This window comes from Thermosynechococcus sp. JY1331 (assembly GCF_031583475.1).
Classification (GTDB): Bacteria; Cyanobacteriota; Cyanobacteriia; order Thermosynechococcales; family Thermosynechococcaceae; genus Thermosynechococcus.
In genome coordinates, this window is the sequence record NZ_CP134180.1 from 1,749,556 (window position 1) to 1,766,491 (window position 16,936).

Below are 16,936 nucleotides of genomic sequence, written 5' to 3' on the forward strand. Positions count from 1 at the left end.
ACAGTAGAAGTTGCTCAGGTTTCCGCATTTTCTGGCCATAGCTTTTCTAAAAGTTCTTCTATCTCTTCCCGAGTCAGTGTGAAGCCTTCACCGGCTTGCACAAAAGAGTCTTCGAGAAACTCAATGCGAAGTCCGCCGCCCCGACGGCTGATCAATAAAGTCAAATCTTGGGTTAAGCGCTGTTTGCGGCTTAGTTGCCGACTTAAAAGGTAGTGAGGCTGCAGCATAATAAAGTTATCAGGAAACAACTTACCCTTTACTTTAGCGGCGATCGCCGGCTCACTGGCGATCGCTCTCTATTTTGTGCATAGACCTAGTGTTCTCAAAAGCCTCCTTCAACTCATCAAGCGTACAACCGAGCAGTTGACAGAGGTTGTGAGTTTCGGTGGGAGACAAACGCGGTTGGGTTTTACCGCATTCCCAATCTGAAATCGTCCCCTGACGCAGTCCTAGATGGTTAGCCAACTGCGTCTGGGTCAACCCCGATCTCCGCCGCAACTTTTTCAGAGTAAGTACATTTTCATCCTTCTGCATTATCCGCTTGACCGAATAAAGAATCTAAGCTAGAGTGCTCTTATAAACCTAAGCGTATATCAGCTTAGGTGATATTTAGCCAACGCCATGCTTGGCAGTGGCTATGCATTCGCACAATCTGGCAACTATCGCGCGATCGGAGCTAAGAACTCGCGATCGCTAGCATTACCATGGCCATAAAACTCTATCTGGCGCCTTGGTACCGAGTCGATGACGACCGGTACATAAATTTAACAAAACTGACCGATGTCTCGTTTTATGGGGACTTTCATCAAGACGACTTTTACGCAATCTGTCGCTTAGAGAACGGCTCACAGTGCAGGATAGCAGGCAGCGAGGCGAGGGTTTTGAAGACGATGCTTGAAAACTGCAATGCGGCTAACCTGATCAACTGCGTCGAGTATGAGGGTTTAGCCAGAGTGGGCGTGGGAAGACTAGCGGAAATGAAAAGGCAGCTTGAGGAGGAAGAAATCTTCACCGACTAGTTTCCTTCACATCTAGGCGATTGCTTTCCGCCTGACGAGTCTCCTTAGAAGCCGGGAGACGAAATCGCCCCACCCTAGGGGCGATCGCGGATCGGCTTCCACCCCCGGTCCGTCGGTGGGGACAGGCACCTGCCAGTAGACCTCGGAAAGATAAGGGCTTTTGGCCTTCTTGGTATCTCGGTCTCGGCAGTTGCCCCCACCGCCCCTTAGGCCTTCGAGTAGATTTGGGCGACTATGGGACAATCTAGGGCTTTGCACAGGGGGAAAACGGTGGAAAAGTCCCTAATTTACGAAGGAAGCAATGAATAGAGTAGTAGGCCTAGACGTCAGTCGGGGTCGGGTTTCCGTTTGCTTGCTATCTGAATTACCCGACAATCCGAAAAATTGGTTTAGAGCTAACCGGGAGAAGATTATCGACATCCTGCCTAACAAGGAAGGAATCGATACTCTACTAAATTTAGAACCCACCCATGCGGTGTTGGAACCTACCGGCATTCACTACGCTAGGCTTTGGGCCGATTACCTCCACCATGCGGGGGTGAAGGTGTTGTGGGTTGGCCACTCGCAACTATGCGCAACTCGGAAGGCGTACCGCTTACCGGGGAAAAATGACCAAGCAGACGCCCTAGCTCTGGCTTGCTACGGCTTGGCCCATTTGGGAGAGCCAGAGTACTTTCTAAGGTTTGACCTCTGGTCAGAAGCTTACGAGATAAGACAGTACTGCTTAGAAATCCAACATCTCGAACGCAGGACAGTGCCAATAAAAAACCGCCTGCGCCAGCAGTTATCTCACGAGTGGCCAGAAATTGCCGAGGTAAAGACTAAAGGGGCACTATGGAAGTTTCTGGCAGGCAGAGACTTGCCAAAGGCAGCTAGGACGAGATACTCCCACCTAGCTGCGAATTCAGTGGGTTTTGGGTGCTCCGAGTTCACCCGATTTCAGGCAGACCAGCTTTGCGACATCGAGGATCAGATAAAGGCAATCGAACAAAAGCTGGTTGCCCTTACCGGAAAACCTGAGTTCCACAAATACCGGGCAGTCCTATCCCAATTTGGGTTTGGGCCGAGGATAGAAGGCCTTCTACTAGCCCACATCTATCCTTTCGAGAACTTCTTAGGTCCTAACAATCGGGAGATTATAGAGTTTGTGTCAAGAGATAGGCGGAGAACAAAGCGGAACAGATCCCTAAAGAGTTTCAAACTGTTCCTAGGCTTCGGGCTAGTGGAAGATTCCAGCGGAAAGAGCGAAGGGTGGGTTCCCGGCGGCAGCCAGCTATGCAGAAATGCCATTTGGCAGCACATCTTTACAAAAATCGAGCCTAAAGGAAGCAGACCCAAAAGCGCAATTGGTCAAGAATTGGGTCGCTACTGCGACTCGCTCAAAGCGTCGAGGCTAAACCCTAAGCTCGTTCGATCTAAAGTAGGGGTTAAGTTGGTGGAAAAATTGTACCAGGCTCTGCTTCTGACTTTGTGCGAGGGCTAGCAGCTGGCCAGTTGAGGAACCCTACCAGAAAAAATGGTAGGGTATTTTAAGGTTTACTGAAACTCTCTGAGTAGATACCAACCGATGCCCCGCCCAATCAAGGTACCCACCGCCAAAATCACCAAACCCACACCGAGGGAACTTTGCAACACCCCCAACTGGACACTGGCACCCAACAGCACGAAGAGAAAAATCTCTGCCACCTGCCACAGCACATCAAAGCCGCCCCGCAATTGCCGCGCTAGGGGGGCATCCATCTCAATCAAGAAGAAGCCGGCACTCATCACCGCAAGGTAGCCGGAAAACAACGGCAGGCGATCGGCCAAGCCCACTGCTCCCAAGGCCACTGCTGCTGCCACGAGGGTTGTTTGCACCCGATTTTGACTCCAGTTTTGCTTGACCAACAAAAAGACCAGCGCCCAGGCCAAGCCATAGCCCACGATCAAGCCACCACCAATTTCAAGGAGTGCCTGCACACTCACCCCCAAGGCGGGCGGCAAAGCCCCTAGGAATCCTCCCTCATGCTCAGACCCCATCAGCAGACTAAACAGCAGCAGTATGACTACATCGGAAATAGCACTGCCCGAGAGAATCGCATCACTAATCCCCTTGTCCACGCCCCAGCCCAAACTTTTTAGCCGTAGCATGCCCGGCACAATGACAGCCGGGGACTCCGGTGCCACGATCGCCCCCAACAATAGCCCTTGGCGCAAATCAAATCCCAGTAGCAGCATCGCCACCCCAGCCACAACGACCATTTCACACAGTGCGGGTAATACACCGAGGCGTAGCGCCACCGTGCCCTGTTGTGCCAACTTCTGACGATCCAAGCCCAGCCCCGCCTTCATCAAAATCACCATCACCGCAACAGCACGGAAGGTGGGGGCTGCCGTTAGGACATCGGTTTGCAACAGATTCAAGGCCGCAGGCCCGAGGACAATCCCCACGAGGATCATGCCGATCAAGGCCGGTGCCCCTAGTCGCCGTGCCAACTGACCCCCAAAGAATCCCAGCAGGAGAATCAGGGCAAGGGTTTCTAGAATGGCTGACATCGCTGCAAACCTCACTGTGACACCGAACCCTACCCTATCGGATGATCAGGTCAATTTCCAATGCCCAGCGTCCGTAGCGATCGCTGCAAATCCCTTATACACTCTATAGTGCTTGGTTATTGGCGGAGCATAGGCAAAATGACATATTGCTTGGGAATTCTCACCACGTCGGGTCTGGTGATGGCGGCAGACTCTCGCACCAATGCGGGGGTGGATTACATTTCCACCTATCAGAAACTCTTTGATTTTTCGGTGCCGGGGGAGCGGGTGATTGTCATTTGTACCGCTGGTAACCTTTCAATTACTCAGGAAGTGCTCACGCTCATTCGTCGTGATCTCAAGGGTCAGTTGGAGCACAGTCTCAACTCGCTGCCCAATATGTACGAGGTAGCCCGCTATGTCGGTGGTAAGCTGCGGGAGGTCACCGATAGTCATCGCCCTTGGTTGGCCAAAGATAACATTGACTACCAATGCACATTTCTGGTGGGCGGGCAAATTCGTGGCGAGGAACCCTACCTCTACCTGATCTACAGTCAGGGCAACTTTCTGCAAGCGACCCCCGAAACTCCCTTTCTTCAAATTGGTGAAACAAAATATGGCAAGCCGATTTTAGACCGCACGTTGCGCTTCGATACGCCGGTAGATGCGGCGGCAAAGTATGCACTGCTCTCCCTTGATTCAACGATGAAATCCAATATCTCCGTCGGCCCCCCCCTTGACCTGATCATGTACCGCACCGATAGCTTTCAGATCTGTCACCGCGCCGAATTTGTCTTGGGTGATCCTTTTTTGTCGAAGGTGCGGCAGTTCTGGGAGGCCTCCCTGCGGCGGGCTTTTGAGGAAATGCCCGACATTGAATGGAATCGGCGTCAACCCTCCCCCACGTCCTCAATGGTGCTACCAACACCGGAAACCCTTGTTGCAGATTAGAAAAAGCCAACTATGACATCTCCTTCGTTAGCGCAGCAAGTAGCAGCTCTCGGCATTGATCACATTCAGCGGCATCTATTCCTATGTGCTGATCAAACCAAACCCCTGTGCTGTGACAAGGCAGTGGGTTTAGAAGCATGGGAGTATTTGAAAAAACGCCTCAAGGAATTGGGCTTGGATCAACCGCGCCCAGAGGGCTGTATTTTTCGCACAAAGGCCAATTGCCTACGGGTGTGTCAACAGGGCCCCATTTTAGTGGTCTATCCCGATGGCGTCTGGTATCACTCAGCAACGCCAGCAGTTATTGAGCGGGTGATTCAGGAGCATGTGCTGAGGGGGCAGATTGTCCAAGAGTATCTACTGGCGTCACCACCGCCCGAAAGAGCAGGCGATCGCCCCACCAATAGCCCGCATGGGTAATGCGCACAGGGGTGCCTTCCTCTAAGGGCACGCGATCGCTTTGGTGCTGGTGCGGATCAAAGGGCACACAGGCTCCAACCTCACCAATCAACCGAATCCCCCACTGCTCGAGGAGTTGAAACACCGGCTTCACAAGGGGCAAAATTCTCTGGGCGGGGGCGGTGGGGTTTTGGCTAGCGGCGTAGGCGGCAGTGGGCCAGAAACGCAGAAACGGCTCCAGAATCTGAAGAGCTTGGTGTTGCAGGGCAGCCTCAGGGGACGCTTCACCATAAAACCACTGCCAAAACTCCAAGGGCGTCACCCCCAGAACCTGGGCAAGCTGTTCGAGGGTCTCTAGGCGCAAGCGACGCAGCTCCCCTGACCAAATGGCATTGGCTTGGTGGCGGGTAAATCCTTTACGGCGCAGTTGACTCTTGCGGGTAATGCCGGCCATGGCAAGGCGGGCTTGCAGGCGTTGGCTCATGGTTCTAGTCGCTGCCCCGTTTGCTCATCAAAGAAGTGGAAATGCTGGGGATCAGGACGCAAATACAGGCGATCGCCCCGCTGAATCGGCTGTTGTCCTGGTAAGCGCACCCGCAACGTTTCTCCTGTCGCACAGAGGTGAACCGTCAAGCCCGTTTCATGGCCAAGGGCTTCCACGAGATCCACTTGAACGGGCAGGACATCGGTCTCTTCAGCTGTGGCCAGCGCGAAATGTTCTGGACGAATCCCTAACCATGCCTTCGCTGTCGAGGGGAAGGGCGGGTTCAAGGACAACTGCCAATGGTGGTACTGAATCTTCCCTTGGTTAAGGGTCACGGCTAAGAAATTCATTGGCGGTGAGCCAATAAACTCAGCGACAAAGCGATTGGCAGGGCGTTGATACAGGTCGAGGGGGCTGGCAATTTGTTGGATTTGACCTTGGTGCAGCACCACAATGCGATCGCCCATCGTCATCGCTTCCGTTTGATCATGGGTCACATAAATGGTTGTGATGCCCAATTGCTGCTGCAGTTGGACAATTTGAGCGCGGGTTTCGGTGCGCAGCTTGGCATCAAGGTTTGAAAGCGGTTCATCCATCAAAAACACTTGGGGATTGCGGGCCATGGCTCGTCCGAGGGCCACCCGCTGCTTCTGACCACCGGACAGTTGTTTGGGATAGCGGTAGAGCAAGTGACCAATTTGCAACATCGCCGCAATCTGCATCACCCGCTGGTGAATCATGCGTTCGCGGGGAAAAGACAGTTGCAGCGGTTTGGGGAGCGATCGCGTCCAGCGCGTCAAAGTTGCTTCAATGGGGGCGGGGAGGAGGCCATTCATCTGGGCGTTACGGCGCAAGCCAAAGGCCAAGTTGTCATAGACCGTCAAGTGGGGATAAAGAGCATAGCTTTGAAAAACCATGGCAATGTCCCGCGCTTTGGGCGGTAAACCATTGACCACGCGATCGCCCACCCAAATTGTGCCCGTGGTTGGTTCATCCAAACCCGCAATCAGCCGCAGCAGGGTACTTTTGCCACACCCCGAAGGCCCCACCAGCACCAAAAACTCGCCCGCACCGACCCTCAGATCAATCCCTTGCAGCACCGTGACATCATGCCCGCGCTGGGGGTCGCGATAGACCTTGGTCACTTGTTCAAGGCGTACACCGGTCACGATCGCTATCCTAGAGGGGCTAATTGGCTAGAATCCCACACTGAGGCGAATCTGACAAGATGCCTAGGCAAGGTGCAGCTTCAGTACCGAACGGGGCGCCCGGCGGACTCGTGCCCGAATCGTCGGCAGTCCGAGCCGTTGACAGGCTTCGTAGCGATGACACCCCGAAAAACCATAGTACTGCCCTTCGACTTCAAGGACATCAATGGGTTCCTGCTGGCCAATTTCCGCAATGGAGGCCATCAACGCTGCGACTTTTGCAGGATCCGTTTGCCGAATCAGGGGACGACGAATGGCATTGAGGGGCAAATCGATCACTCGCATTGACTTATCCAAACTCATTATGACTTTATTTTAGCAAGCGATCTGCAATCGGCAACACAACGCCCTTGAATAACTTCCTAAGTTTGCAGTAAGACAATAGGGGTCGGCTTTTAGCCGTTGGTTGTGCAGTTTACATGGGTTTTTTATGGGTTTGCAACGTCGTCGCTTCCTCACCCTTGCCGCCGCCGGTATGGGGGCAGCACTGTTTCCCCAAGGATTACAGCTTCTCTATCAACGGGCCGCCCAAGGTGAACTGCTGACCACACGCGGATTTGGCCCCTTGGTCAAGGATCCCAATGGCCTGTTGGATTTGCCGGCAGGCTTTCAGTATCGGGTGTTTTCCAAGCTGGGCGATCGCCTGAGTGATGGTACCCCCGTCCCGACGCTCCATGATGGCATGGCCGCCTTCCCCGGCCCCGATGGCACGACCATCCTTGTGCGCAACCATGAGATGTATCCGGGGCTACCCCGTGCCTTTCAGGGGGTGGTGGCTCCCAAGGAGCGGATGTATGACCCCATTGCCCCCGGCGGCACCACTACACTCGTGGTGAGCAAAGATCGGCAACTCCTCAAGCATTACGTTTCTTTGGCCGGTACCTCGCGCAATTGTGGTGGCGGCAAAACCCTTTGGGGCAGTTGGATTAGCTGCGAGGAAACCATTTCCACGCCCGAACATCCTGCCAACCGCGGTCCGGTGCAAAAACGCCATGGCTACAACTTTGAAGTACCGATCAGTGCCCAAGGCCCCGTGACGCCAGTTCCCCTCAAGGCAATGGGGCGCTTTCAACATGAGGCGATCGCCATCGACCCGCAAACGCATATCGTCTATCAAACAGAGGATCGCGGCGATAGTCTCTTTTATCGCTTTATTCCCAAGGAACCCACCAACCTTGCTGCTGGCGGCCAACTCCAAGCCTTGAAAATCAAACGCCACCCGAAAATTAACACCGGTCAGGATTTTCCCCTGCGCAAACCCTTTGAAGTGGAATGGGTAAATATCACCCAGCCTGACCCCCCCCTCGACACCGTGCGCTATGAGGGCTACGACAAAGGGGCAGCCCAATTTGTACGCGGTGAAGGCCTCTGCTACCACAATGGCGAATTTTACTTTACAGCCACCAGTGGTGGTGAAAAGCGGCTAGGCCAAATCTGGCGATACCGCCCCGGTCGCACCGCAGCAGATGGTGGCACGATTGAGCTGTTTGTCGAGTCCCCCGGCAAAGAGGTTCTTGATTATCCCGATAACTTGACGATGGCTCCTTGGGGAGATCTCATTTGCTGCGAAGATGGCGACGATGCCATTAATCGCCTCATTGGTATCACCCCCCAAGGAGAGCTATACACCTTTGCGCGCAATGCCCTCAATGATCAAGAACTGGCGGGGGTTTGCTTCTCACCCGACGGCCAAACCATGTTTGTCAATCTCTACCATACGGGGATGACCTTTGCCATTTGGGGGCCGTGGGATCGGCGGGGTTAATGCCCACAGCAAAAGGGAGCCAAGAATGACCTGACTCCCTCGTTATTTTCCTACTGACTCAACTCAACACTTCAACCCAGTGTTATTGCTGCCTTAGCTCAGCGCCACAGGGGAGCGATCGTAGGTGGCACCAAAGACGGGGTTAATTTTCCCTTGGATTTGGTTCCAGTAGTGGGCTGCCGTCACCGGCATGCCGATTGCTTCTGCCATCCGGGCAAGGAGGGTTTGTTCACGGCTTTTAATCATCACATGATGTGCCATCGCCAAGGAGCGAGCCATTTCGTTAACCGTTGCTGTCATGGGCACAGAAGCCACATTATCGGCCAAGCGCGCAGCGGGAACACCAGCGGGCTGTTTACCTTTTTGATACTTGACACCCCGATAGGTCATGATTTTTAAGGAGTCTTCCGGTGGATTTGTCGGAGCAGCCACACGATAGGTGCTACCGCGATACTTGGCCACGACATCCGTTGCTTGGGTGTTGATCGCTGGAGGAACGTAGTTGTATTGAACGCCGCGATAAGTAAGAGTCGTCATAGTTTTCGCCCCATTTTTATTACAAGGTGGACTGGCTGAGGCGCGTTCCTTCGGGATCTGTTTCCCTACTTCCGTCCCTCGCGAAGGTACAACGCTGACAATTAAACTCGGTCTGAAAAGCGTTTACTGATGTCCTGCGAGAGATGAACGATTTATTTCTGTATCTAATTTAACAATTTCTCGACCTTAAAGCAAGCTGTTCATAGAAATTTACAATACTCGGGTCAACACTTCCTTAGGGGTGTCATGGGCTAAGACAACAAAAAAGGCCAACCCCGAGGATTGACCCAATTAGATGATTTTTGAATGTTTATCGAGGAGTGGTTTTAGCCCTCGGCTAGGGGATAGACACTCACGCGCTTGCGATTTTTGCCATAGCGCTCAAAGGTGACCACACCCGCGATCGTGGCAAAAAGAGTATCGTCACTGCCGCGACCGACATTGGCGCCGGGGTGAAACTTTGTCCCCCGCTGCCGTACAAGAATGTGACCGGCCTTAACCACTTCACCACCAAAGCGCTTGACACCCAGACGCTGGGCATTGGAGTCACGACCGTTGCGGGTACTACCTGTTCCTTTCTTGTGTGCCATGTTAACCTCCTAGGGATTCACCGTTAAGACGAATCTCGTTGATCATGATGCGGGTCAGTTCTTGGCGATGGCCTTGTTTTTTGCGGGTTTTCTTTTTCGGGCGCATCTTATAGACAATCACCTTGGGGCCGCGACGGTGCCCCATCACCGTACCAGAGACAACCGCACCACTAACGTAGGGTTGACCCACGTGGACTTGGCTATCGGTTTGCACCAGCAACACCCGTTCTAGATCAATTGTGCCCTCTGGCTCGACGGGGAGCCGCTCCACATCGTAAAAGCGCCCGGCTTCAACGCGCAGTTGCTTGCCACCGGTCTCAATGATTGCGTATGCCATAGAAACTAAAAAACTCCTTGCCGTGCAGGTGAGGGGATGCGTGCCTCTTGGAAAACCTGTTCCGTGCAAACTCAACAATTTTCCATCATAAAATTTATCCCCTGTGGCTGTCAAACCCCTAGCCAACCCAAGGCAGACTGCCGGTTGAACGTTTGCTCAGTTTGGGGCGCTCATCGAGGGAGATGTCCTTAAACATGTCTGGATAGTAAAAAACAATGAGGGTGGTACCCACACAAATGACATCTTCATGGTGGAGGAGGGTGCTGTGCTGAATTGGCAGGCCATTGAGGAGCGTGCCATTGCGACTGTGGTAATCACTAATGAAATAGAGGGGCTGCCCCTTAAAGAGAAAGGCGTTGATGACGGCATGCACTCGCGAGACGTAGGTATCTTTGAGGAGAATATTGCAATCCAGTTGGCGACCAATCGTCCACTGGCGATCGGGACTGAGAATAACTTCCCGTTTCGGCAAACCACGTTCGCGAATGATCAGCCATGCTTTGGGGTAGGTTGGTGCTGACATGGGTGTCTCCCCCCACTCTGGGATGCCCTTAGCCTAGATCGCCTAGACGACAAACGTTGCCCCATCCCCTTGAGCCGCTTGCCAACTACGGGCATCAAAGTATAAATCCTCAAGGGAGATACTGGCCAAGGCATCCTGAAGTTTTTGGTGGAGTCGTTGCCAGAGACTCAAGGTCACCCAATCCGCTGTGCCATCTTCCGGTTGGGGAGGATGCAAAAACAGGGGGGTCGGCGATTCACCAACGGCAGTAAGGATATCCCGCAGGGAAATGGCGGCCGGGGGACGGGCCAGTTGATAGCCCCCATAGACGCCTCGCAGCGATCGCACCAAGCCAGCCCGCCGCAATTCAATCAAGAGTTTTTCCAGATAGGGGGCAGGAATCTTTTGCCGCTCAGCAATGGCGCGCACGGAGGCAGGCCCATAGTTGGGTAACAAACTCAAGTCCAATAGAGCCTTGATACTGTAGTGGCCACGGGTGGTGAGGGTCACGCTGCTTTGCCAACGGTGGTAATGTACAGAACCGCTTCTTGCGGGGGAATGCCCAAGAGATCGTTGACCTGATCATCAAAGAAACCGCCAATGCCACTGACCCCTAGCCCCAAAGCGGTGGCAGCCAAATTGATCCGCTGTCCAAGGTGGCCAGCATCCATGTGGAGGTAGCGATAAGCCCGTTCCCCATAGCGAGCGATCGCCCGCTCCAGATTGGCGGTATGGAAAATCACCACAGCGGCATCGCGACCGAGGTCTTGATGGAGGCAGAGGAAATGCAACTGCTCTTGAAAGTTCTTGAAGCGAATTTGGCGTAACTCATGCTCGGCCACAGCATAGTAGTAGCAGCCCTCCTCTAGATCCTTGACCCGCGTCACGGCAATAAAGGTTTCCACCAATGTCGGGTCAAAGAAACTAGGGGCTTCATCTAGGCCTTGATCGCGGTAGTCCTGAGGATGGTAGGCAAAGGTGAGCAGGGCAGCCAGTTGATCCACTTCAATCCCTTGGCCACTGTACTGACGGGTCGAGCGCCGCTGCAGAATGGTTTGCTGGAGAGCGGCTAGATTGGTTTCCCAGTCAATGATGGTTTTGCTGAGACTCACCCGCAGACCAAAGGGAAAGTTGTATTTACTAGCAGGGGGTTCAGTAGGCTCCTTGGCAGGGGGGCTGGGAGTCTCTTTGGCCATGCCGTAGATCATGTCACTATTGGTGAGGGCACTAGCACGATGGTAAGCCTTCAGTAGCTCGCCACTGGCGATCGCCCCATAGTCATAGCAGGTGGCAGAGGCCAACACTGCCGGGAACGTGGACAAGTTTTCACCCACTTCGAGTAAATTGGCAAGGGCAACCACCGCCAACACCCCCTCCTGTTCTGGATCAAGGTAAAGCAGTTCATTCATTTGGGCATCCACAAAACCACCAATGAAGTGAGCGCGAAAGTCATTGATATTGGCGGCCAGTTCCACATTTCCCAAGAGGTGCCCAATGTCGAGGCAAATGCGGCGATAGGCGCGATCGCCATAACGCCAAGCGGAACGGTAAAAGACGGCTGTCACGATCAGCGCAATGTGCGTTCTTTCTAGCGCTGGATGCCAAAGACAAGCGGCCTGTAGGGCTGACCAAGAATAGCTTTGCCACACCTGCACAAGGGCATGGTCTTTCACTTGGTAGTTATAAATGCCAGCGGGAATGGCGGTGTCGTTGCGAGTGAGGAGATAGATTTCCGCTGGATATAGCCCCCCGGCAGAAGGTGCTGCCCGCATATAAAAGGGCTGATCGGGATAGGGAACCACCCCAGTAATGCCATAGGTACAGTACAACAACCGTGAGAGTCGCTGCCAGTGGGGGTGGGCTGCCCCCTGCTCAGGTTCTAAAAACGGCTTGAGGGAGAAGGACTGACCAAGAGGATAGGTTTTGCAGGGACTGGGCTGGCGACTAAAATCGAGCGGTGCTGCCTGTTGGGCTAAGGTCTCAGGGGCGTACTTGGTGCGTTCGTGGTAATGCTGTGCCAAGGAAAGCGGTTGAAACCCCATTGTGTTGCCTCACCAAGTTAAGAAACCATTAAGTAATATGAACTTCCTCAATAAATCCCCCTACAGTCAAAAAGGTTTAGGTAGAAATACTTAGTCACAGTACAACGCTCTTTATACCATTATGGCCAAATTCAGCAATGAGGAACTATTGGCAGCCTATGCAGCGGGGGAACGAGATTTTCGGGGCAGCGATCTGACGGGTCTGAGCCTTTTTGACACCAATCTCAGCGATGCCGATTTCAGTGAGAGCAATTTGGAGAATGCCTATCTGCCCTATTGCCAGTTGAATCGAATTCAGGCAACGGCTGCCAATCTGCGCCATAGTCAGTTGGGCGATGCTCAGTTGTATCAAGCGAACCTTGCAGCAGCGGATCTTGAAGGCGCCAGCTTGGTACGGGTGAATCTGCGCACTGCCAATTTGGAACGGGCAAACCTCAGGGGTGCCAATCTTCAGGGGGCGGATCTGCGCTATGCCAATTTGCGACAAGCGAATCTCCAAGGGGCCAACCTGCAACAGGCCAATTTAGAGCAGGCAGATTTAACGGCAGCACAGGTACAGCGGTGTAATTTTTTTCGGGCAACGGGTGTTGATCTGTCGGCTGCGGTGTGCGATCGCACCACGGTTTATCCCGATGGCTATTTTTACCCCTGACTCAGGGTGATGAGGGTGACTGGATTCAGAGGATGGAGGCGGTGGCCTTGACCCAAGGGAACGGAGCGGCTGAGTTGCACGTGTAGCACTTGCGGGCTGATTTGCTGGGTCTGACACCAGTGGAGAACTTGGCCTTGGTGTTCGAGGGTGGCGATCGCCAGCACCACCCGGCCGCCAGCTTTCAACTGCGACCAGCAATAGTCAAGATTGGCCAGTAATTGGGCACCACTGCCGCCAATAAACACACGATCTGGTTGCGGCAAGCCACTGAGAATTTGCGGCGCTGCCCCTTGGATTGGGATCAGATTGGTCAAACCAAAAGCCTTGCGGTTGCGCTCAATGAGTTGGCAGCCAATAGCCGTTTTCTCAATCGCATAGATGGTGGCTTGGGGAGCAAGGCGGGCGATTTCCACAGCGACACTGCCGGTGCCGGCGCCTATATCCCAAACGGTTTCGACAGTGCTGGTGAGGGCAAGTTCCGCCAAGGCCAATACCCGCACTTCCCGCTTCGTCATCAGGCTGGGGCGATCGCCAAAGGTGAAAAATTGATCATCCCCTAGGCCAAGAACGGGCTGTTTCCGAGGGGGTAGGCGCTGGGATTGACGCAGGAGCACCACCAAATTCAAGGGATGTACTGGCGGCAATTCCGTCACTGGTTGGGCTAAGTCCCACGGCAGAATGGCTTCGTCTGCACTACCCAAGGCCTGACACACCCACGCCCGGTAGGACACAGGCAGGTGCAATGCTTGGTATAAGCGGCTAATGGCAGCAATATTAGCCTCACCATCGGTATAGATGGCAATTTTCTCCACCCCCCGCTGCAACAGCGGCACCAACCCGGCTAAATCGCGACCATGGGCACTGTAGATCACGGCGTCCTGCCAAGGGAGCTTGAGGCGACTAAAGGCCAACTGCACCGCGCTGAGGTGGGGATGAAATGTCAACTGATCGGGAGTAAAGACTTCGAGCAGCCAGCGTCCCAGCCCGTAAAACAGGGGATCGCCACTGGTGAGAATGACCACTTGGGGGTCGGGGGTTGTTGCCAAGTGGGTTTGAATCGCCTTGAGAGTGGCATGAAAGTCTCGTAGAGACAAGCGGGGGGCGTCTCCATGGGGAATCAACTGAAGATGGCGATCGCTCCCCACCAAAAGCGTCGCTGTGCGAATAATTTCCTGAACTGTTGCCCCCAACCCTGCCAGACCCTCTAGGCCAATGCCGACCACATGAATCGGGGTCACGCTGACTCCTCACTATCGGCCAACTCCAGCAGGGCATTCACAATCGCTGCCGCCACAGGCGATCCCCCCTTGCGACCGGCAACACGAATTTGAGGCACGGGCAGTTGGGCAAGGGCTGCTTTTGACTCTACAACATTGACAAAGCCAACGGGGACACCAATGACGCCCGCCGGCGGTACACGGGTTTGTTGCAGGCGATCGCACAGGGCAAGGAGCGCCGTTGGCGCATTTCCAACCACAAACAGGGCATAGGGCCACTGTTGCCAAGCGCGGATCATCCCTGCTTCGCTGCGGGTTTGATCGGGAGCGGTGTGGCTGCCATCGTCGAGGGCGGTAATGATCGGATTCTCGAAGGTACGGCTGACCATGGTTTGAATGCCGACCCTGACCATGGCCACATCGGTAATAATCGGCACACCTGAGCGCAGGGCTTGGGTCATGTGGGCGATCGCCCCCGGCGAAATCTCCAGCAGGTTCTTAAACTCAAAATCTGCCGTGCTGTGGATAATTCGCCGCAAAATCGCATAGCTTGGGGCATCAAAGGGGTGAGGACCGATCTCGCGATCAATGATGGCAAAACTGGCTTGGGCAATGGGATGCAGCAGAGACACAGGACTTCTGATAGGATAGTAGAACTGCCTAAACGTGGAGAGATGGCCGAGTGGTCGAAGGCGCAGCACTGGAAATGCTGTGTGGGGCAACTCACCGAGGGTTCGAATCCCTCTCTCTCCGTCCTATTGTTATCTTGCCACTACAGGGGGTATCCTTTGCTGCAACCAAGGGAGAGGTGGCTGCCCTAGAATAGAAAACATAGAGAATACTCCCAACGCAGTTAGGGGTTCTTAAGTGCTTAATTTCTAACCCCCTTGAGGATTCTTTACTATGCGTTTCTCCTCAATCCCTTGGATAGTAATTGCCAGTATGCTGCCTGCTGTACCTGCCTTTGCTAATTCCGCTGCCATTGGCACGATTCAAGTTAGCCCCGAGTTGCGATCGGCACTGCAATCGGCACCCGATCCTGCGGCAAACCCCAATGCTGTCCCACCTGCGAGTAATATGGCAGAGATTGAAAACAGCCTAGAGATTTCGCCTGTGCCTACTCGCCCCGATCCAAAGGTGTACAGGCAGTTTGAGGAACCCCGCAATAATCGCGGTCTTGGCTTCAAAGTGGGCATTTAGGGGTTCAGGGCAGCACTTTTGGCCGCGTGCAGTTGGCCATTGTGTTGATCGAGTAGAGCTTGAGCGGCAAGGGCATCCAGTCCTGTCCAGTACATGAGCAGGGCACGCTTCACTTGGTAGCCACTGCGTTCGAGGAGAGCTGCTGCTGCTGCGCGATCAATCCCCGTGAGATCCGTGAGAATCCGCAGAGCACGATCCAAGAGCTTACGATTGGTGACCGCCACATCCACCATACGGTTGCCATAGACTTTGCCCAACTGCACCATCACCCCCGTGGAAATGATATTCAGTGCCATTTTTGTGGCAGTACCCGCTTTCAAACGGGTGGATCCAGCAAGGAGTTCAGGCCCCACCAGTAGGCGAATGTCAATGTCGGCAACCCGCTGTACCTGATCCGAGGGAACACAGGCCATAAAGACCGTAAGTGCCCCTACTGCTTGCGCTGCATCCAGTGCCCCATGAACATAGGGAGTGGTTCCGCCAGCGGTAATACCCATCACCACATCTTGGGCAGTAATCTGGCGATCGCCCACCACGGCGGCGCCATCTTCGTAGCGATCCTCAAGGCCTTCGGAACTGCGCACAAGGGCAGCCTCACCGCCGGCCAGAATGCCTTGAACCAAATGGGGCGGCGTACAAAAGGTGGGTGGACATTCCGCAGCATCCAAAACCCCCAAGCGACCACTGGTGCCGGCACCAATGTAGAAGAGGCGTCCCCCTTGGCGGAGGCGGGCTGCTGTGGCGGTAATGGTTTGGGCTAAGGCCTCGCGGGCTTGGGCGATCGCCCGCAGCGTTTGGGCATCTTCCTGATTAAACAGATCAACTAGTTCCAAGGGAGTGAGCTGATCCAGATTCTGGCTGGCGGGATTGATCTGCTCCGTCAAGAGATGACCACGACTAGGGAGTTCTTGGAGGTCTGTCATGGCCGCGCCGAAATTTCTGCCATTTCAATCACGGTGCCGTCGTAGTCCTTGACAAGGAAATTGAGGGGGCGATCGCTGCGCATTTTGTAGCGCAACTGCCGCCGTTGAATCCGCAGCAATAGGAGTTCGAGGCACTCACGGTCAAAGCAGACATGGCGCTGACGGTGGCGTTCCCCCTTGCTGGCACCACTAATGACATGCAGTTGCGTATTTTTCTTGAGTTGGTACCACAACCCATCACTAGGGCTGGGGCGCTTGGGGCTGCTGTAGCTCAAGGCCGAGGGCACATAGAGCGGATCCATCGAAGCCACGCCAAGGGTTTGCTCATAGTTGTAGTAGTAGTGCAGCGGTACATCAGCGATCGGCAAATGCAACTCCTGCTCGTAGAACTGCCGCGCGTGCTCCAAATCCGAGACCATGATCGTATAGACCTTGGGGGCACTGGACAAAAAGAGCCACATCGCCCCTGCGTAGCCCATCAGCAGCATGATCATGATCCCTTGGGTGGAGAATATCCCATCCCAGAGACCATCCAGCCAAGCAAACAAAGGAGGAGTCAACAACATGCCAATGTTCTAGGGAAAGCTCCTTTTATT

The 16,936-nt window shown here is 54.2% G+C and carries 22 protein-coding genes, 1 tRNA gene, 1 pseudogene and 1 riboswitch; of the genes and pseudogenes, 8 read left to right on the forward strand and 16 right to left on the reverse strand.

All coding sequences use genetic code 11. The annotated features are described in order from the left end of the window. Positions 1–14 precede the first annotated feature (14 nt). Positions 15–227, reverse strand: coding sequence for a hypothetical protein (locus RHJ31_RS08445; protein WP_302676297.1), 213 nt, complete (start codon positions 225–227; stop codon positions 15–17). Between the two features lie 52 nt (positions 228–279). Continuing rightward, positions 280–534, reverse strand: a complete 255-nt coding sequence (locus tag RHJ31_RS13190) for a helix-turn-helix transcriptional regulator (RefSeq protein WP_315862891.1) — start codon at positions 532–534, stop codon at positions 280–282. Positions 535–704: 170 nt separating this feature from the next. Here RHJ31_RS13190 and RHJ31_RS08450 point away from each other — a divergent pair, with 170 nt between their 5' ends. Next, positions 705–1,019: a hypothetical protein gene (locus RHJ31_RS08450; protein ID WP_302676298.1), complete on the forward strand. Its 315-nt coding sequence runs from the start codon at positions 705–707 to the stop codon at positions 1,017–1,019. Positions 1,020–1,371: 352 nt separating this feature from the next. After that, positions 1,372–2,502, forward strand: coding sequence for a transposase (locus RHJ31_RS08455; protein ID WP_302676299.1), 1,131 nt, complete (start codon positions 1,372–1,374; stop codon positions 2,500–2,502). A gap of 71 nt (positions 2,503–2,573) precedes the next feature. On the opposite strand, the pseudogene RHJ31_RS08460 reads toward RHJ31_RS08455, so the two are convergent. Beyond that, positions 2,574–3,554 (reverse strand): annotated as a pseudogene (locus RHJ31_RS08460) (cation:proton antiporter); the annotation flags it as partial. Between the two features lie 138 nt (positions 3,555–3,692). On the opposite strand from RHJ31_RS08460, the gene RHJ31_RS08465 reads away from it, so the two are divergent. Next, complete coding sequence (locus RHJ31_RS08465; protein WP_190278070.1) at positions 3,693–4,484, forward strand: proteasome-type protease; 792 nt, start codon at positions 3,693–3,695, stop codon at positions 4,482–4,484. Between the two features lie 12 nt (positions 4,485–4,496). Then, positions 4,497–4,904 carry a ferredoxin gene (locus tag RHJ31_RS08470; RefSeq protein ID WP_149820658.1) on the forward strand — a complete coding sequence of 136 codons (408 nt, stop codon included), beginning with the start codon at positions 4,497–4,499 and terminating at the stop codon, positions 4,902–4,904. Here RHJ31_RS08470 and RHJ31_RS08475 read toward each other — a convergent pair. From RHJ31_RS08475 to RHJ31_RS08485, 3 genes are all read right to left on the reverse strand, one after another. Further along, positions 4,786–5,367, reverse strand: a complete 582-nt coding sequence (locus RHJ31_RS08475; protein WP_302676301.1) for a helix-turn-helix domain-containing protein — start codon at positions 5,365–5,367, stop codon at positions 4,786–4,788. The two genes, RHJ31_RS08470 and RHJ31_RS08475, sit on opposite strands and share 119 nt — an antisense overlap. Next, positions 5,364–6,536, reverse strand: a complete 1,173-nt coding sequence (locus tag RHJ31_RS08480) for an ABC transporter ATP-binding protein (protein ID WP_302676302.1) — start codon at positions 6,534–6,536, stop codon at positions 5,364–5,366. The genes RHJ31_RS08475 and RHJ31_RS08480 overlap by 4 nt, the downstream gene beginning before the upstream one ends. A gap of 63 nt (positions 6,537–6,599) precedes the next feature. Further along, the gene (locus tag RHJ31_RS08485; RefSeq protein WP_206199621.1) at positions 6,600–6,860 is read right to left on the reverse strand and encodes a ParB N-terminal domain-containing protein; all 261 of its coding nucleotides are present in this window, start codon (positions 6,858–6,860) and stop codon (positions 6,600–6,602) included. A 145-nt stretch (positions 6,861–7,005) separates the two neighbouring features. Between RHJ31_RS08485 and RHJ31_RS08490 the strand changes: the two genes are divergently transcribed. Continuing rightward, positions 7,006–8,340 (forward strand): alkaline phosphatase PhoX, encoded by a 1,335-nt coding sequence (locus RHJ31_RS08490; RefSeq protein ID WP_310445787.1) that lies wholly within the window; start codon positions 7,006–7,008, stop codon positions 8,338–8,340. Between the two features lie 93 nt (positions 8,341–8,433). On the opposite strand, the gene RHJ31_RS08495 is transcribed toward RHJ31_RS08490, so the two are convergent. The 6 genes from RHJ31_RS08495 to RHJ31_RS08520 all read right to left on the reverse strand — a co-directional run bounded on the left by RHJ31_RS08495 (position 8,434) and on the right by RHJ31_RS08520 (position 12,348). After that, on the reverse strand, positions 8,434–8,877 hold the full coding sequence (locus RHJ31_RS08495; RefSeq protein WP_206199619.1) for a DUF4278 domain-containing protein: 444 nt from the start codon (positions 8,875–8,877) through the stop codon (positions 8,434–8,436). Positions 8,878–8,916: 39 nt separating this feature from the next. Further along, a riboswitch (Glutamine riboswitch) is annotated at positions 8,917–9,029 on the reverse strand. A gap of 174 nt (positions 9,030–9,203) precedes the next feature. Next, a complete protein-coding gene (gene rpmA, locus RHJ31_RS08500; protein WP_206199618.1) occupies positions 9,204–9,467 on the reverse strand; it encodes a 50S ribosomal protein L27 in 264 nt (87 codons plus the stop codon). Between the two features lies 1 nt (position 9,468). Continuing rightward, positions 9,469–9,804: a 50S ribosomal protein L21 gene (gene rplU / locus RHJ31_RS08505; RefSeq protein WP_206199617.1), complete on the reverse strand. Its 336-nt coding sequence runs from the start codon at positions 9,802–9,804 to the stop codon at positions 9,469–9,471. A gap of 118 nt (positions 9,805–9,922) precedes the next feature. Next, a complete protein-coding gene (locus RHJ31_RS08510) occupies positions 9,923–10,327 on the reverse strand; it encodes an FHA domain-containing protein (protein ID WP_206199616.1) in 405 nt (134 codons plus the stop codon). A gap of 42 nt (positions 10,328–10,369) precedes the next feature. Beyond that, positions 10,370–10,816, reverse strand: coding sequence for an Rrf2 family transcriptional regulator (locus tag RHJ31_RS08515; RefSeq protein ID WP_302676304.1), 447 nt, complete (start codon positions 10,814–10,816; stop codon positions 10,370–10,372). After that, entirely contained in the window at positions 10,813–12,348 is a 1,536-nt protein-coding gene (locus tag RHJ31_RS08520) for a SagB/ThcOx family dehydrogenase (RefSeq protein ID WP_302676305.1), read from the reverse strand. Before RHJ31_RS08520 ends, RHJ31_RS08515 begins: the two co-directional genes overlap by 4 nt. Before the next feature lie 121 nt (positions 12,349–12,469). Between RHJ31_RS08520 and RHJ31_RS08525 the strand changes: the two genes are divergently transcribed. After that, complete coding sequence (locus tag RHJ31_RS08525) at positions 12,470–13,000, forward strand: pentapeptide repeat-containing protein (RefSeq protein WP_302676306.1); 531 nt, start codon at positions 12,470–12,472, stop codon at positions 12,998–13,000. Here the strand turns inward: RHJ31_RS08525 and cbiE are convergent. Next, on the reverse strand, positions 12,991–14,238 hold the full coding sequence (gene cbiE / locus RHJ31_RS08530; protein ID WP_302676307.1) for a precorrin-6y C5,15-methyltransferase (decarboxylating) subunit CbiE: 1,248 nt from the start codon (positions 14,236–14,238) through the stop codon (positions 12,991–12,993). The two genes, RHJ31_RS08525 and cbiE, sit on opposite strands and share 10 nt — an antisense overlap. After that, the gene (locus tag RHJ31_RS08535) at positions 14,235–14,849 is read right to left on the reverse strand and encodes a cobalt-precorrin-8X methylmutase (RefSeq protein WP_302676308.1); all 615 of its coding nucleotides are present in this window, start codon (positions 14,847–14,849) and stop codon (positions 14,235–14,237) included. The genes cbiE and RHJ31_RS08535 overlap by 4 nt, the downstream gene beginning before the upstream one ends. Before the next feature lie 36 nt (positions 14,850–14,885). On the opposite strand from RHJ31_RS08535, the gene RHJ31_RS08540 reads away from it, so the two are divergent. Beyond that, positions 14,886–14,970: transfer RNA gene (locus RHJ31_RS08540), tRNA-Ser, on the forward strand. A 150-nt stretch (positions 14,971–15,120) separates the two neighbouring features. Further along, positions 15,121–15,417 carry a hypothetical protein gene (locus RHJ31_RS08545; protein ID WP_302676309.1) on the forward strand — a complete coding sequence of 99 codons (297 nt, stop codon included), beginning with the start codon at positions 15,121–15,123 and terminating at the stop codon, positions 15,415–15,417. On the opposite strand, the gene murQ is transcribed toward RHJ31_RS08545, so the two are convergent. Both murQ and RHJ31_RS08555 read right to left on the reverse strand, forming a co-directional pair. Continuing rightward, on the reverse strand, positions 15,414–16,340 hold the full coding sequence (gene murQ / locus RHJ31_RS08550; RefSeq protein WP_302676310.1) for an N-acetylmuramic acid 6-phosphate etherase: 927 nt from the start codon (positions 16,338–16,340) through the stop codon (positions 15,414–15,416). The genes RHJ31_RS08545 and murQ overlap by 4 nt on opposite strands. Beyond that, positions 16,337–16,906 carry a glyoxalase-like domain protein gene (locus tag RHJ31_RS08555; protein WP_302676311.1) on the reverse strand — a complete coding sequence of 190 codons (570 nt, stop codon included), beginning with the start codon at positions 16,904–16,906 and terminating at the stop codon, positions 16,337–16,339. Before RHJ31_RS08555 ends, murQ begins: the two co-directional genes overlap by 4 nt. Positions 16,907–16,936: the final 30 nt, after the last annotated feature.